The sequence below is a fragment of the Streptomyces gelaticus genome, assembly GCF_014649535.1.
In the GTDB taxonomy this organism is placed as follows: domain Bacteria; phylum Actinomycetota; class Actinomycetes; order Streptomycetales; family Streptomycetaceae; genus Streptomyces; species Streptomyces gelaticus.
On sequence record NZ_BMTF01000024.1, the window covers coordinates 78,731 to 94,325 of the forward strand.

The 15,595-nt window shown below is 74.0% G+C and carries 13 protein-coding genes and 1 pseudogene; 4 read left to right on the plus strand and 10 right to left on the minus strand.

Going from position 1 to position 15,595, the window contains the following annotated elements; translation table 11 throughout:
- Positions 1 to 18: 18 nt before the first annotated feature.
- The gene (locus IE107_RS27765) at positions 19 to 516 is read right to left on the minus strand and encodes a hypothetical protein (protein WP_189547081.1); all 498 of its coding nucleotides are present in this window, start codon (positions 514 to 516) and stop codon (positions 19 to 21) included.
- A gap of 271 nt (positions 517 to 787) precedes the next feature.
- On the opposite strand from IE107_RS27765, the gene IE107_RS27770 reads away from it, so the two are divergent.
- On the plus strand, positions 788 to 1,159 hold the full coding sequence (locus IE107_RS27770) for a hypothetical protein (protein WP_189547082.1): 372 nt from the start codon (positions 788 to 790) through the stop codon (positions 1,157 to 1,159).
- Positions 1,160 to 1,263: 104 nt separating this feature from the next.
- Entirely contained in the window at positions 1,264 to 2,730 is a 1,467-nt protein-coding gene (locus IE107_RS27775) for a S28 family serine protease (RefSeq protein WP_189547083.1), read from the plus strand.
- A 62-nt stretch (positions 2,731 to 2,792) separates the two neighbouring features.
- Here the strand turns inward: IE107_RS27775 and IE107_RS27780 are convergent, their stop codons facing one another.
- Together IE107_RS27780 and IE107_RS27785 are read right to left on the minus strand one after the other, a co-directional pair.
- Positions 2,793 to 4,646, minus strand: a complete 1,854-nt coding sequence (locus IE107_RS27780) for a glycoside hydrolase family 3 protein (protein WP_189547084.1) — start codon at positions 4,644 to 4,646, stop codon at positions 2,793 to 2,795.
- 82 nt (positions 4,647 to 4,728) lie between these two features.
- Positions 4,729 to 5,695: pseudogene (locus tag IE107_RS27785) on the minus strand (LysR family transcriptional regulator).
- Between the two features lie 145 nt (positions 5,696 to 5,840).
- On the opposite strand from IE107_RS27785, the gene IE107_RS27790 reads away from it, so the two are divergent.
- Positions 5,841 to 6,791, plus strand: a complete 951-nt coding sequence (locus IE107_RS27790) for an EamA family transporter (RefSeq protein WP_229867287.1) — start codon at positions 5,841 to 5,843, stop codon at positions 6,789 to 6,791.
- Positions 6,792 to 7,080: 289 nt separating this feature from the next.
- On the opposite strand, the gene IE107_RS27795 is transcribed toward IE107_RS27790, so the two are convergent.
- The 7 genes from IE107_RS27795 to IE107_RS27825 all read right to left on the minus strand — a co-directional run bounded on the left by IE107_RS27795 (position 7,081) and on the right by IE107_RS27825 (position 14,891).
- The gene (locus tag IE107_RS27795) at positions 7,081 to 7,869 is read right to left on the minus strand and encodes a sugar phosphate isomerase/epimerase family protein (protein WP_189547085.1); all 789 of its coding nucleotides are present in this window, start codon (positions 7,867 to 7,869) and stop codon (positions 7,081 to 7,083) included.
- Positions 7,870 to 7,915: 46 nt separating this feature from the next.
- Complete coding sequence (locus IE107_RS27800) at positions 7,916 to 8,521, minus strand: GAF domain-containing protein (protein ID WP_189547086.1); 606 nt, start codon at positions 8,519 to 8,521, stop codon at positions 7,916 to 7,918.
- Positions 8,505 to 9,383, minus strand: coding sequence for a S8 family peptidase (locus IE107_RS27805; RefSeq protein ID WP_189547087.1), 879 nt, complete (start codon positions 9,381 to 9,383; stop codon positions 8,505 to 8,507). The genes IE107_RS27800 and IE107_RS27805 overlap by 17 nt, the downstream gene beginning before the upstream one ends.
- Positions 9,384 to 9,386: 3 nt before the next feature.
- Complete coding sequence (locus IE107_RS27810) at positions 9,387 to 12,620, minus strand: adenylate/guanylate cyclase domain-containing protein (RefSeq protein ID WP_189547088.1); 3,234 nt, start codon at positions 12,618 to 12,620, stop codon at positions 9,387 to 9,389.
- A gap of 116 nt (positions 12,621 to 12,736) precedes the next feature.
- Positions 12,737 to 12,937, minus strand: a complete 201-nt coding sequence (locus tag IE107_RS27815; RefSeq protein WP_189547089.1) for an aroma-sacti cluster domain-containing protein — start codon at positions 12,935 to 12,937, stop codon at positions 12,737 to 12,739.
- Entirely contained in the window at positions 12,934 to 13,788 is an 855-nt protein-coding gene (locus tag IE107_RS27820; RefSeq protein WP_189547090.1) for an iron-containing redox enzyme family protein, read from the minus strand. The genes IE107_RS27815 and IE107_RS27820 overlap by 4 nt, the downstream gene beginning before the upstream one ends.
- The gene (locus IE107_RS27825; protein WP_189547091.1) at positions 13,785 to 14,891 is read right to left on the minus strand and encodes a radical SAM protein; all 1,107 of its coding nucleotides are present in this window, start codon (positions 14,889 to 14,891) and stop codon (positions 13,785 to 13,787) included. Before IE107_RS27825 ends, IE107_RS27820 begins: the two co-directional genes overlap by 4 nt.
- Positions 14,892 to 15,246: 355 nt before the next feature.
- Here IE107_RS27825 and IE107_RS27830 point away from each other — a divergent pair, with 355 nt between their 5' ends.
- A complete protein-coding gene (locus IE107_RS27830; protein ID WP_189547092.1) occupies positions 15,247 to 15,402 on the plus strand; it encodes a hypothetical protein in 156 nt (51 codons plus the stop codon).
- Positions 15,403 to 15,595: the final 193 nt, after the last annotated feature.

The following is a 15,595-nucleotide window of genomic DNA, read 5'->3' on the forward strand; positions in this document are numbered from 1 at the left end:
GCGAAACCGCCCGCCGGGTCACCGGCCGATGCCGGAGATCTTCCCGGTCCGCAGGTCCGAGCGCACGGTCAGGTACGAGTACGTGGGGTGCTTGCCGCCGCTCCAGGTGAGCCGCACCGTCGACCAGGTGTGGCCGGCGGCGCTGTCTCCCGGGGTGACCCGGAAGGCGAGCGGGGTGTTCTGGGCGCGGAGCACCCCGTCCGCGTGGTTGCGCTGCTCCCAGGTCTTCAGCTCGGAGCGCAGGTGAGGGGTCAGATAGAAGGTTCTCAGGGCGGTGGCGAGCCGGCCGCCGTCCTCGGCGGCGACGGCGTCGATGTAGGCGCCGTAGAAGTGGGCGACCTGCTGGTAGGCGGGGGAGGCGATGTCGCTGCGTACCGGCACCGGGGTCCGCGGCGCCTGCGGGGCCGCCGCGACCGCCGGGACCGCGGCGACGGAGGTGAGGAGAGCGGAGGCGAGCAGCGTCCGGCCGGTGAGGCGTCGGCTGCGCGGGCCCTGTGCATTGCGGTCTCGAAGCATGGCAGTTCCTGCCTTTCGTGTGGCTCCGTCCAGTTGGAGTCATGCTGTGGCGATTCGGTTGCGCAGGGTGCGGAGCGCGCCGAATGCAACCTTCGGATGGCCTCCTGCGTCGTACGCATGTATGCGTATGCGCCGAGTAAGGGTGCAAGTGTTCGACCGGGCGATGGGGTTGTCGGTGATCAGAGGGACGGGAAAGTCCGGAAAGGCTGAATGGCCCGGCGGGGGTGGTGGCAGAGGCGGAAGCGGGAACGGTTCTCGTGCCGGCCGCCGGATGCTGGTGCGCTCGGTCGTTCTGCCGCTGGTGGCCGCCCTCGGCCTGGTGCTCGGCGGTCCCGCGGTCGGCCGCGCCGACGCCGCGTCGGTCTGCGCCGGGCGCCCCGCGAAGACGGTCCCGTTCAAGACCGGCGAGCTGCGCGTCTACAAGAACCGTTCCTACGCCTGCGCGACAGCCGTCGCCAAGAAGCCGGGCCGGCCCCGGCCGATGTCCGTGACGATCCAGGCGCGCGGCGGCAGCCCCGTCGTCGACAGCGGCAGATTCACCAAGCAGGCAGGCCCGGTGACGGTCCATGCGCTCAACCGGTGCGTCAGGGCCTCGGCCGCGATCTCGGGGAAGTCGGGCTCCACGGGCTGGATCCTCTGCTGAGCCGCGGGCCCGGACACGTGGTTCTGCCGCGCCGACCGGGTCTGGCGGCACAGGTGTCGCCCCGCTAGGTTCACGACGACTGTTGTGACTCCCGGGGAGGGCGTATGCGCAAGGCGTTCAGAGGGTTCCTGTCGCTCGCGATGCTCATCGGCACAGTGGGTGCGACCGGCGCCTCGGCCGGGGCGGCCACCGCCGCGGAACCGTCCGCGTACCGGAGCACGGCCGGTGAGAGCGGTACGAGCACGGACATCAAGGACCGCATCCTGGCCATCCCGGGAATGAGCCTCATCGAGGAGAAGCCCTACCCGGGCTACCGCTTCTTCGTCCTCAACTACACCCAGCCGGTCGATCACCAGAACCCGTCCAAGGGCACCTTTCAGCAGCGCATCACCCTGCTGCACAAGGACACGTCCCGCCCGACGGTCTTCAGCACCAGTGGATACAACGTCTCCACGAACCCCGGCCGCGCAGAGCCGACCCGGATCACCGACGGCAACCAGGTCTCCCTGGAATACCGCTACTTCACCCCTTCGCGTCCCGCGCCCGCCGACTGGTCCAAGCTCGACATCCGGCAGGCCGCCAGTGACCAGCACCGCGTCTTCACCGCGCTGAAGCAGATCTACCCCGAGAACTGGCTGACCACCGGCGTCTCCAAGGGCGGCATGACGGCCACGTACTACGAGCGCTACTACCCCGGGGACATGGACGGCGTGGTCGCGTACGTCGCGCCCAACGACGTGGTCGACAAGGAGGATTCGGCCTACGACCGGTTCTTCGAGCACGTGGGCACCAAGGAGTGCCGCGACCGGGTGAACGCCGTCCAGCGCGAGGCGCTGGTCCGCCGCGAGCCGCTGGAGAAGAAGTACCGGGAGTACGCCGCCGACGGCGGATACACCTTCGCCACCACCGGCTCGCTGGACAAGGCGTACGAGGCCGTCGTCCTGGACTACGCCTGGGCCTACTGGCAGTACAGCCTGCTGTCCGACTGCGACACGATCCCGGCCGACGCCGCCTCGGCCACCGACCAGGCGATCTGGGACTCCGTCGACTCGGTCTCCGGCTTCTCCACCTACACCGACCAGGGCCTGGAGCGGTACACCCCGTACTACTACCAGGCGGGCACCCAGCTCGGTTCGCCCGACATCCGCCAGCCGTGGCTCGGCGGACTCAGCCGGTACGGATACCAGCCGCCGCGCACCTTCGTACCGCGCTCCATCCCGATGAAGTTCCAGCCGTCGGTGATGCGCGACGTCGACACGTGGGTGCGGCGCCACGCCGACCGGATGCTGTACGTGTACGGGGAGAACGACCCGTGGGGCGCGGAGCGCTTCCGGCCCGGTGCGGGCTCCCGTGACAGCTATGTCATGACCGTGCCCGGCGGCAACCACGGCGCCGCCGTGGCCGGGCTCGCCGAGGCCGACCGGGCGAAGGCCACCGCGGCCGTCCTGCGCTGGGCGGGCGTCGCCCCGGCCGCCGTCCGGGACGACCCGGCGAAGGCGAAGCCGCTCGCGAAGTTCGACGCGCGGCTCGACGAGCGGGACGTGCTGAACGAGCACGGGCCGCGGTTGTAGCGGTTCCGGGTGCCGGGGCGGGGGCTGTGCGCGCGGCGCACAGCCCCCGCGTGCTTCTTCGGCTAGTACGTCAGCCCGTAGCCGACCGGGTGCAGCACCCGGGCCGGATCGTCCGCGCGCTGCACCGGGACCGGCAGGGTGCCCCGCGGCTCGGCGCGGCCCGCGATCACCCGGGCGGCGGCCCGCAGTTCGACATCGGTCCAGGAGTACGTGGCCAGGTTCGCCGCGAACCCGGTCCCGGCCAGCTGGGCGATGTCGTACGGATTGCGGATCGCGACCGTGATCACCGGGACACCGGTGGCCGCCAGGGCGCTCACCAGGGTGCGCTGCGAGCTGGTCGCCGAGACGTTGTACGTCGCCACGACCACCGCGTCCTTGCCTCGCGCGGCCGCCACCGCCTCGTCGATCTTCGCCCTGGCGGGGGCGGTGCCGGTGGACAGCGCGGTCGCCGCGTACCCCAGTTCGCCGAAGGCGGTGGCCAGCGTGGTGGTCGGCGGTCCGGTGGTGCCGGACGGGGAGGCCGGGTCGGCGCCGACCACCAGCAGGTTCTTGTGGGAGCGGCGGGAGAGCGGCAGCACCGCGCCGTCGTTGGCGAGCAGGGTGGTGGTGCGCTCGGCGATCCGGTCGGCGGCGGCGAGGTGCGCCCGGGTGCCGACGGTGCGGTCCACCCCCGAGTGGCTGACAAAGGGGTTGTCGAACAGCCCGAGCTTCGTCTTCAGCCGCAGGATGCGCAGGATCGATTCATCAATCCGGGCCTCGCTGATCTCACCGCTCTTCACGGCCGCCAGGACGGCGTTCCAGGAGACGTCCAGGCTCGGCGGGTTGAGCAGCTGGTCGACGCCGGCCTTGAGGGCGAGGACCGGCACGCGGTCGTCGCCGTACTTCGTGCGCACCCCCTCCATGCCGAGCGAGTCGGTCACCACGACACCGTCGTAGCCGAGCTCCTCGCGCAGGATGCCGGTGAGGATCGGGTGGGACAGCGTCGCCGGGTCCTCGGCGGGGTCCAGCGCCGGGACCACGATGTGCGCGGTCATGATCGAGTCGATGCCCGCCGCGATCGCGGCCCGGAACGGCGGCTCGTCCAGCTCGGCCCACTGCTCCCGGGTGTGGTTGATGACGGGCAGACCGGTGTGGCTGTCGGTGCTGGTGTCGCCGTGGCCCGGGAAGTGCTTGGCCGTCGAGGCGATCCTGCTGCTCTGATACCCCTTCACCTGCGCGGCGACCATGGCGGCCACGGACTGCGGGTCGGAGCCGAAGGAACGTACGCCGATCACCGGGTTGGCCGGGTTGACGTTGACGTCGGCGTCCGGGGCGTAGTTCTGGTTGATGCCGATCGCGGCCAGTTCGGCGCCCGCGATCTGTCCGGCCCGGCGGGCGTCGGAGCGCGAACCGCCCGCGCCCAGCGCCATCGCGCCCGGCATCAGGGTGGCGGGCTCGCCGACCCGGCAGACGATGCCGTGCTCCTGGTCGGTGGAGACGAGCAGCGGCAGCGGGGTGGGACCGGCGAGACCGGCGCGCTGGATGCCGTTGGAGAGGTCGGCGATCTGGTGCGGGTCGCGGGTGTTGTGCGCCCAGGCGAAGTAGATGATTCCGCCGACGTGGTACTTGCCGATCATCTCGGCGGCCGTGCGGACCCCGATCTCGGCCATGTTGGCGTCGATGTCGGCCTGGTCGGGGGCGGTGGCGGAATGCCCGTACACCCGCATCACGAAGAGCTGCCCGACCTTCTCCTCCAGGGTCATCCCGGAGATGATCCGCTTGAGGCGTTCGGTGGTGGCGGCTGAATCGTGCTGTCCGCTGCTCGCGGATCGCTGGGCGGCGAGCGCGCCGGGCGCGAGGCCCGCGCCCGTGACGGTGGCGACTGCCGTCGCGGCGGTAGCGGTGAGGAGGGTGCGTCTGGAGGGGCGGTGGTGCACGTGAGCTCCTTCGGCCGTACTCGGGGACGAGGGGGTGAAAGAAACTTCCAAGGAGCACGGATATCCAGAAAATAACTTCCGGTCAAGGGTTCGGACCGTTTTGAGCGCCTCCGGCGTGGCAGGCGTCCGCCCCGTCCCCGCCCCAGTCCTGACCCAGCCCCACCGCGGCGCCGTGCGCCCGCAGCGCGGAGACCGCCGCCGTGATCGCGGGCCGCCTCCGTACGCCACAGCGCGTACAGCCGCCGCACCGGTACGGGATCGAGCGGCACCGCCACCACCCCCGGCGGCAGTTGCCCCCGGCCCAGGCGCGGGATCATCGCGACCCCGAGGCCGGCGGCCAGCAGCGCCAGCTGGGTGTGGTTCTCCTCCGCCCGGTGCCGGATGTCCGGCTCGTGGCCCGCCGCCCGCAAGGTCCGCACGAGCCAGTCGTGGCAGACCGTCCCCGGCGGCTGGCAGATCCACCGCTCGCCCGCCAGTTCCTCGCGCCGCACCGCCTCCCGCCCGGCCAGGCGATGCCCCTCGGGCACCAGCAGATCGCAGTGGTCGTCGCCGATCACCGCCTGCGCCACGCCCTCGGGGGCGGGCAGCGGGGCGATGTCCCAGTCGTGCGCGACCGCCAGATCGATCACGCCCTTGGCCACCAGGTCGACCGAGAGATGCGGATCGACCTCGGTCATCCGGACGTCCAGGGCCGTGTGGTCCCGGCCCAGCTCCGCCAGCACCCCGGGCAGCAGCCCGCGCGCCGCGGAGGCGAACGCGCCGATCGACAGCCGTCCGGTCGGCCGCCCCCTGCGCTCCTCCAGCGAGGTCTCGGCGCGCTCCACGATGGCCAGCAACTGCTGGGCCGTCGCGGCCAGATGGAGTGCCTCCTCGGTCAGCGCGACACCGCGCCCGCGCCGTTCGAGCAGCGTCGTACGGGTCTCCCGCTCCAGCTTGGTGATCTGCTGCGAGACCGCCGACGGGGTGTAGCCGAGCGCGGCGGCGGCCCCCGCGACGGAGCCATGGACGGAGACGGCGTGCAGGGCGCGCAGCCGGGCCAGATCGAGCACCGGACCTCCCGGACCTCGGTGGTGTGTCGACGACGCGCCGACTGATCCGTCGGCCGATCGTCGCGTGATTCATTAGCAGCACTCAATTCCACCATGAAGAAATCCGCGCTGGTGCTACATGGTCGGCGCGGGTGATCCTCGATCCATGCGTCCCCTCCACATCGCCCTGGCCGCCCTGGTTGCCGCCGTCTGGGGTGTGAATTTCGTCGTCATCGAGGTCGGCCTCGGGCACTTCCCACCGCTGCTCTTCTCCGCCCTGCGCTTCCTGGTCGCCGCGCTGCCCGCGGTCTTCTTCGTCGGCCGGCCCAAGGTCGCCTGGAAGTGGATCGTGGGCGTCGGGCTCGCCCTCGGGGTGGCGAAGTTCGGTCTGCTCTTCATCGGCATGGACCGCGGAATGCCCGCCGGCCTCTCGTCCCTCGTGCTCCAGATCCAGGCGGTCTTCACGGCCCTCTTCGCCGCCGTCGCCCTCGGCGAACGCCCGGGAAGGGTACGGGTACTGGGGATGGGAGTGGCCCTCGCCGGCATCGGGGTCGCGGCGGTCGACGAGGGCGCGGGCGGCCCCGTGCTCGCCTTCGTCCTGGTGATCGCGGCGGCGGCCTGCTGGGGCGTGTCCAACGTACTGACCCGCAAGGCCGCCCCGCCCGACTCGCTCAACTTCATGGTGTGGGTCTCGACCGTGCCGGTGCTTCCGCTGCTCGGTCTCTCCCTCCTCTTCGAGGGCTGGGACCGCGACAAGGAGGCGCTGGCCGCGCTGGACTGGAGCGGCGCCGGGATCATCGTCTACGTCGCCTGGATCACCACCGTCTTCGGCTTCGGTGCCTGGGGCTTCCTGCTGCGCCACCACCCGGCCTCCTCGGTGGCCCCGTTCACCCTGCTCGTCCCGGTCTTCGGGATGTCGTCGGCCGCTCTGCTGCTGGGCGAGTCGGTGAGCCCGCTGCGGTGGTGCGCGGCGGCGCTGCTGGTCGGCGGAGTGGCCCTCACGTCGCTGGCGGGGACGCGCCGGACCGGGCCGACGACGGTGGCGGCGGGCCCGGAGGCCGAGGCGGGGGTACTGGCGGTTGCGGGAGAGCGCGGGCCCGGTGCGGCGGGCCGGTGACGTGGCCGGATGACGGGCCGGGCAATGGCAGCGTACCTACCTCCGCTAGAGCTCCCGCCGGAAGCGCCCGCATGAGCACTTCACAGCCCGCGCGGCAGGGTGCCCGGATGGGTCGGCGTTGTGGTGGCCGACCCCATCCGTCATGTGGCTGCGGAGCCGCACTTGTACCACTTCGCCATGTGCGGGCGTGCAGCGTTGCACGCTTCCGTACGACCTGGCAGCGCACGCATGTGGGCATGCCGAGGAGGGGGCCTCTGGCCGGTACCCGCAGCGAACGGCCTGCTGTGTCCTACCGCCCGGCCGCACCCAGCCGCAGCAGATGCTCGCGCCCGGCGTCCAGCAGTCCGGGCAGTTCCGCCGCCTGCGGGTGCCAGCGCTTCTCGTACTCCCAGCAGACCCAGCTGTCCGGGTCCAGCGTGTCCAGGCAGGCCCCCAGCGGCAGCACCCCGGCCCCCAGCGCCAACGGCCCGGTGTCCTCGGCCGACGCGATGTCCTTCACCTGTACGTATCCCAGGTGCGGGGCCAGCACCGCATGGCTGGCGGCCGGTTCCTCGCCCGCCAGCCAGGTGTGCATGATGTCCCACAGCGCGCCGATCTGCCCGTGCCCGACCGTCCCGACGACCCGGGCCACATCGGCGCCGGCCCGGTGCGAGTCATGGGTCTCCAGCAGGATGCGTACGCCCTTGTCGGCGGCGTGCGGGGCGGCGGCGGCCAGCCGCCGGGCGGCGGTCGCGTCGGCCGCGGCGGGGTCCTGGCCACCGCCGCCCGGGAAGACCCGGACGTTCTGCGCGCCCAGGTCGTGCGCCAGGTCCACCAGTCCGGCCAGCTCCTCCAGCACGGGCGCGTCGTCCCCCTCGGCGGCGGCCCGGACGTACCCGGCGACGGTCAGGATCTCGACGCCGCCGTCGCGGAACTCCTCGACGACGGCGGCCCGTTCGGCCGCGGTCAGGCCCGGGTGTACCGGCTCCTCGGGATGGGCGCGCAGCTCCACTCCCTGGTAGCCGTGCCCGGCGGCGAGCCGGACGACATCGGCGACCGGCATCCCCGGGACTCCGAGGGTCGAGAAAGCGAGCTTCACGTGCGTGGTCCTTCCGTCGTCGTCCGGCCGCCCTGCCGGCCCGGCCTCAGCAGGGCTCCCGGAGCAGCTGCTCCAGACTATCCAGCAGTCTCAGCGCGTCCGCCCGCTGCCGGGGCCCCAGCCGCCCGCCCGGCTCCGGCGCACCGGACCCGGCCGGGACGCACGCCGCCACCCGCAGCGCCGCGGCGGCCTGCCGGGCGAACATGGCGAGCAGGTCCAGTTCCCGGATGTCCGTGCGGGCACGGGGCGAAGGGTCGAGCACCTCCAGCACACCGAGCACCCGGCCGTCGCTGATCAGCGGGGCCGCCATCAGGGCATGGGGCACGAACTCGGTGGACTCGGCGAGCGCACGGTCGAACGAGGAGTCCGTGGTGAGGTCGTCCACCACCATCGGCTCGCCGGACGTCGCCACCCAGCCCGCGATCCCGCGGCCGGCCGGGAACCTGCGGCCCACCAGGAACTCCTCGCCCTGGCCGGAGACCGCCTGGAAGACCAGCTCGTCCGCCTCCTCGTCCAGCAGGAAGACCGAGCTCGCCGCCGCTCCGAAGATCGCGCGGGCCACGTCGACAATGGACTGGAGGAGTTCGCGCCGCTGCGGATCGGCCGAAGGCACCGTGCCCGCGGCGGACACTGATTCAGTTCTCGGAGTCATCACAGACCTCTCCTGCCGGGGTGGAATGCCGCGGACCGAACCGCACGTTGGCCGCGGAGAGATAGAGGGCGTTCTTGAGCTGGAAAGCCGTCATCCTCGGATGGACCGAGAGCAGCCGCGCGCACAGTCCGCTGATGTACGGGGTCGCGAAGCTGTTCCCGGTGGTACGTATCGAGGTCCCGCCCAGCCAGGGCACCGTCACGTTCTGGCCGGGGGCGAAGAACTCCACCGGCGGGTCGGGGTTGTAGAGGTGCAGGTCCGGGTCCGCCTCCTGGTGGCTGCCCACGGAGATCACCGAGGCGAACCGCCACGGATAGCTCTCCACCGGGGAGTTGTGCGCCGAGGCGACGACGACCGTGCGGTTGAAGTAGGCGTGGTCGGCCAGCGCGTGCAGTTCCTCGGCGAACCGGGCACGGGTGGTGGACAGTGACAGGTTCACCACGTCGAAACCCTGCTCCACCGCCCAGCGCAGCCCGGCCAGCAGCACGTCCCCGGTGCCGGAGAACCGCTCGCCCAGCACCCGCACGCTGTGCAGTTCGCACTCCGGGGCGGTCCGCCGGATGATCCCGGCGCACGCGGTGCCGTGTCCGCAGGAGTCCCCGGTGTCGGTCGGCCGTACCTCGGTCGAGCCCGTCTCAGGGTCCTTGACCACCACCCATGACCCCTCGACCGGGCCGACGCCCGGATGGTCGCGCTCGACGCCCGAGTCCACCACGCAGACCCGCACGCCCCGCCCGGTGCCCGGTGGGGCCCCGGCGCCGTGCCCGGGGCCCGGGTCCGCGAGGACCGCCACGTCGTCGGGTCCGCGTCCCCGCAGACTCCAGGTCAGTCCCGGCCCCGGTGCCGTGTCCGTGGTCGTCATCCCTCAGCTCTTCTCCGTCGTGGCCGCCGCCGCTCCCGCGGCGAGCCCTGCGGCCCACCGCTCGCCCGGCAGATGTCCCTTCTCCGCGAACCCCTCCCGGGCCTCCCGCGCCGCCGCTGCCGCGCCCGCCGCGTCGCCCAGCAGCGCCAGCGTCCGCGCCCGGTCCAGCGACGCGGTGGCCCGTACCAGCGGGGAGTCGGTCAGCAGGGAGTCCCGCACGGCGCGGTCCGCGTGGCGCAGGGCCCCCTCCGCGTCCCCGGCCGCCGCCGCCAGCCGGGCCCGCAGCCCCGCCAGGTCCACCCGGTCCGCGTGCGGCAGCGACCGCGGTTCCCCGATCCCTTCGAGCCACGGACCGGCACCGTCCGGCCGGTCGTCGTCGAGCAGCAGCCGCGCCGCCTCCAGCGCGATGGCCGGGCGCATGGACCGGGCCCCGCCGCGCTCGGCCGCCCGGTCCGCCCGGACGAGCTGGTCCAGGGCCGGTCCGGTGCGCCCGAGCAGCGCCTCGACCGTCGCCCGGAACACCGGCAGAAAGACCTCCGCCTCCGCGTACCCCAGCTCGTCGGCCAGCCGTTCCGCCTCGGCCAGGCACTCCCCGGCCCGGTCCGCCCGGCCGTGCAGCGCGTAGAGCACGGCCAGCGGACAGTTCAGCGTGGTCCGTACGGCGGGGCGGCCGGCGCCGTGCGCGGCGAGCAGGTCACGGCAGCGGGTCACCGCGACCGGTACCGGCTCCGGGCCGCGCCACAGCGAGATCCCGATGGCCCCGAGCGCGGCCGCCCGCTCCGGCTCGGCCTCGGCCCGCACCGCGTGGTCCAGGGCCAGGGTCAGATCGCGGTCGGCCTCCTCGTGCCGGCCGGCCAGCTGCAACCGCTGCGCGAGCCGCAGCCGGGCCCGTGCCTGCCCGACCCAGTCCCCGGCGGACTCGAACAGCGGCAGCACCGAACGGGCCGTGGCCGACACGCTGACCGAGGCCGGGTCCAGCACCGCCAGCGCGAGCCGGGCGTGCGCGGCCTCCACCGGCGCGGTCCCGATGGCCAGCACCCGCCGCAGCAGCCGTTCCCCGTCCTCGGAACGGCCGAGCGCGAGACGCACCTCGCCGAGCCGTCGCAAGGCCGGTGCCGCGGCCGGGTCGGCGGCCGGGTGCAGCTCCACGGCACGCTCCAACAGGCCCTGGGCCCAGTGCAGATCGGAACGGGCCAGGGCCTGCGCACCGGCCGAGGCGAGTGCGGCGGCGGCCCGGACCCGCAGGGCGGCGGCCCGGTCGTCGGCCAGACCGAGCTCGGTGCGGTACCGGTACGCCCGCTCCAGGTGTCCGCCGACCGCCGCCTCGCCCGCCGCCGTCACACTGGGCAGCTCGGACGCCCAGGCATGCCGCTCGGCCTTGGCCCGCTTCGACAGGGAGGCGTACGCCACCTCCTGGACCAGACCGCTGCTGAACCGGTGCCGTCCCGCGCCCGGTTCGCCGCCGGGCGCGGTCTCGACCAGCCGGCGTCCGCGCAGCCGGGCCAGCGCACGGGCGACCAGGCCGCGGTCGTCGTCCGGTGCGGACCCGTCGGCGTGGGCGGCCGGGGCGGTCCGGGCCGCACCCTCCGTCTCGCGTGCCGCCCGGGTCAGCCGGACGAGTTCCGGCGCGGTGAAGTCCCGGCCGACGACGGCGGCCAGGTCCAGGGTGGTGCGTTCGGAACGCTCCAGAGCGCCGATCCGGGCGCCGAGCAGCGCCTGGAGGGTCGGCGGCAGCGCCGCGCCCCGCACGTTCCGCGCACCCTCCGGCGCCGGGCCCGCGGGGACGAGGAGCTGTTCCAGGTAGAGCGGATTGCCCTCGGCCCGGTCGTACAGATCACGGTCGTACGCGTCGGGGGCGGCCGGGGCGGCGTCGTCCCGGGCCATGCCCGCGTCGGGTCCGGTCAGTTCGCGGGCCAGCAGGGCGGCCTCGTCGCGCGGCAGTCCGGTGAGCGGCACGATCTGCGTCCCGCCCGCGGCCGGCTCGGCGGCGGGCGGGGGGCCGTCCGGGCGGCCCGGGCACACGATGAGTCCGCCCGCCCGGCCGAGCGGCCCGGCCAGCCGGTTCACCGCCCGCACCAGCAGCGGCTCGGCCCAGTGCCAGTCGTCGAGGACCAGCAGCACCGGCCGTCGCCCCGCGGTCCGGGACAGCACGGTGATCAGCGCGGCGCACATGTCCTCGAACGGGGCGTTGGGCGTGCCGTCGTGCAGCAGACCGCCGCGCAGCAGCGCCCGCGCGTCCGCCACCGATGCCGCGGACCGTCCGGACGCCCCGTCCAGTGCCTCCCGGGCGACCGGCGAGCCGAGCACCTCCCGCACCGCGTCGGCCAGCGGCGCCAGGGTGCCGTGGTCGCCGTAGCTGCGGCAGCGCCCGGTGCCGACGACCGGCCGGGCGGGCCCGCCGAGTCCGGTCAGCCACTCGCGCGCCAGCCGGGTCTTGCCGATCCCCGCGTCACCGACGAGGCGGACCAGCCCCGGGCCCGCCCCGCGCACGGTGCGGTCCAGCGCCTCGTCCAGCGCCGCCAGTTCCGCGGCGCGGCCGATGAACGGCACGTCGAAGCGGCGCAGCAGCTCCGGGTCGTCGGCGCCGAGCGCGATCAGCCGGTACGCGTGCACGCTGTCGGTCTTGCCCTTGAGCCGCAGCGGGCCCGTCTCCTGCACGACCACGGTCGGACCGGCGGCCTCCAGGGTCTGCGGGCCGATCAGGATCTCGCCGGCCGCCGCGTTCTGCTCCAGTCGGGCCGCCACGTTCACCGTCTCGCCCGAGATCAGCGCCTGCCGGGTGCTGGCATCGGAACTCGCCACCACCTGGCCGGTGTTGACGCCGATCCGGATGTCGAGCCGGATGCCCAGGGTGGCTTCGAGGTCGGTGTTCAGCTCCGCCAGCGCCTCGCGCATGCCGAGCGCCGCGGCGAGCGCCCGCCGTGCGTCGTCCTCACGCATCACCGGCACCCCGAACACCGCCATCACGGCATCACCGATGAACTTCTCCGGGGTGCCGCCGTGCGCCTCGATCTGCTCGCTCATCACCGCGAAGTAGCGCAGTGTCACGGTGCGCAGGGTCTCCGGGTCCAGCAGTCCGGACAGCGCGGTGGAGCCCACCAGATCGCAGAAGACCGCGGTGACCAGCTTGCGTTCGTCCTCCGGCGCCGCGGCGGCGGGGGACGGGCACGGGGTGCCGCAGGACGGGCAGAACCGTGCGGCGGCGGGCAGTTCGTGCCGGCACGAGGTGCAGTTCATCAGGGCTTCCTCTCTGCTTGGTCCGGCCGGAGCGGCGGGCCGGGTCACCGGAACCGGCCCGCCACGCGGTGACGGGTCCTGACGGGCAGGACCTGGACGGCCCGGGCCGGCCGGCCTCAGAAGAGGGCGCCGCCCGCGATCTCGCCGTGCGCCTGTACCTCGGGCCCCACGGCGTCGAGCCGGGTCTTGATGTCGAGCAGCACGGCCAGTTCCTCCGGTGCGAGGTCGCCCAGCACCTGGCGCTGTTCGTCGGTGAGCAGATCGACGGCGAAGCCGGCGCCGTACAACACGGCGAGCCGGTCCGGTGGTTCGGTCATGTCTGGCCTTCCTTCGGGACGGACCGCCCGGCTCCCCGTACCGGCGGCGCCGGTCCGGTGCGCCCGAGCCGGACGAACAACTGGGTGAGCGCGTCCGTGGTGTGCAGGGCGCTGACGGCGACGGCCGTCTCCTGGGACCGCGACAGCGGCAACCGGTCGAGCAGCGCGTACAGTTCGCCGGCGTGGCCGTCGTCGAGCCGCGCGTGCTCGTGCACCGTGCGGAAGGCCGGGGCGGGCAGTCCGGTCGAGCGGGCCAGCCGGGGGGCGAGCCCGGCGGCCGGGGCGTGCCCCTCCAGGACCGCGATGTAGCCGAGCAGCGCCACCGGGTGGTGATGCTCGATCCAGTAGTACTGGGCCCCCGCCAGGGAGGCGACGAGCGGGGAGGGGACCGGGTCCAGAGCGGCCCGGGGCCCGCTGCCCGCCGCCGTCAGGTCCTCCAGCAGCCAGGTGTCGTGCTCCGCCTCCTCCCGGATGTGCTCGTCCAGGTAGGCGGCCAGCGGCGCCCCCAGCGGATCGCCGCGACGGGCCAGCAGCCCGGCCCGCTCGGCGGCCCGTTCCATCAGCGGTACGGAGGCCCGGATGACCGTGTGCATCGCGCACAGGTACGCCCGGTAGCGGGGCAGCAGCCCCTCGGGCCGCCACAGCGCGGCCGACGAGGCGCGCAGGGCCGGTTCGGCGAAGGCGAGTTTGACCCGCAGCCGCTCGGAGGCCGGCAGCCCGCCGCCGCGCGCCCTCGGTACGCGTGCGGCGGCCTCCCGGACGGCCCCGGCGGGCTGTCCGGCGGCGGGTGCCGGGCGCGGCGCCCCGGTTGCTTCCCCGATACGTCCCGGTGGCCCTGCGGCGGGGGTCATGACCCGGTGCCTTCCGCCGCCGGACGCGGGCTTTGCCCGCCGCCCGGTGCCGCCACCAGACCGGCGTACGCGGCGCAGCCGTGGCGGCGTACCAGCGCCACCGGGCCCTGGTCGTGCTGTCGGCGGGCCGCCGTCAGATCGAGCAGCGCACCGGCGGCGCCCGAGGCCAGCGCATCGGCCGCCGCGACCACCTCGGGCAGCGTGCCCAGCTCCCGGCAGTCCCCGCAGTAGGAACCGGCCGGTGTGCCGGGCGACCAGCGCTGCCGCAGGTGGGCCGGGCCGACCGTGCGGACGAGACGCAGCAGCGGCGAGCCGAGCGTTCGCGCCCGTACGGCGGACCAGTCGTCCTGTGCGACATGGCCGAGCCGCAGATGGGGCGGTACGGGGCGGCGGTCCACGGTGTCCTGGTTGCAGCAGGCCAGGACCGTGCCGTCGAAGGCGACCACCGGCCAGGCGGCCATCGCGCACGGCAGCGCGTCCCCGCCGTCCGGCACGGTCCGGGCCGGGCGGGCCCAGGACGCCGCCCGGCCGAACGGCCGCACCTCGTTGACCAGGGACGGCACCGTGCCGCCGAAGGTCCGGTCGATGTCCGCGGTGACGTCCGCGAGATAGCCGTCGTCCGCACCGGTCCCGGTGAGATGGAAGCTGACCGCCACGCCCAGTGCCCGGATCTCGCGCACCGCGCGGAACACCGCGGCCCGGGGCACCTCCCGCTCGTGCGGCAGGTCGAGGCTGGCGGAGAAGTGGTCGAGCGTGCGCACCGCCCGTAGCACCGGGTCCGGGACTTTGCCGGACCGGGCGAAGAACATGCCGCTGAGCAGCGCGGTCCGGGTACCGGCGGCCCGCGCTGAGCGGGCGAGCGAGGCCACCAGGCCCGGCCGGAGCAGCGGTTCGCCCCCGGTCAGCATCATCACCTCGGGCCGGTCGGCGGCGGTGAACGAGGAGACGAACCGCTCCAGCTCGTCCGCCTCCGGTTCCTCCCGCACCCGTGGCCCGGAACCGGTGGAGCAGTGGGTGCAGCGCAGCGGACAGCGGCGGGTGAGGGTGACCAGCACTCCACCGGCCGGGACCGGCCGCAGTCCGACGAGTTCGGCGAGCTCCATCCGGCCGTCTCCTTCGGGCGTAGGGGCGCGGCGCGCGGCCGCCGTGCGCGGGTGCGGGTACAGCGTCCCGGCGGACGGTTCGGCACCGGTCCGAAACCGGTTCGGGGCCGGTATGGGCGCAGGCCGGAGGGTGTCCGGCGGCCCGCCGCCGGCCCCGGTGGCCGCTCGCCCTCTCCCGTCCACCGCCGGTGAACTGCCGGGATACCGCCGCCATACCGGCGTCGAGCCGTTTGCCAGGCCGGCGCTCCTAACTTTCTGGTCAGCGGCAGGCACCCGCCGGCCGCAACCGGAAGAACCGGGGCACGCCCCGGAACGACCGGACACCGCAGAGTCATACGAGTGGACGGAGACCACCATGGCCGAGAACACCAAGCCCGCCGGCGACGACAACGAGACCCCCGAGGTCGAGGCGCACTCCGTGCTGGACCTCCAGGAGACGGCCGTCAACAGCGAGCGCGAGATCGACGGCAGCTGCGTCAGCACCGTGAGCCTCATCCTGTCGGAGCAGTAAGGGCTGATGACCGGGCCGCGGCGCCACCCCGGGGAAGCGACCTTCCTCCGTGGCGCCCGGCCGGCCGAATCGGGGCGGCTCCGTCGACCACGGAGACCGCCCCGCCTCGATTTTCCGGACCGGGCCCCGGGCTCACCGGGCCCCGACCCCCTGCCAGGCCGTCGCCTTCGCCGGGCCACCGGCCGAGCCCTGT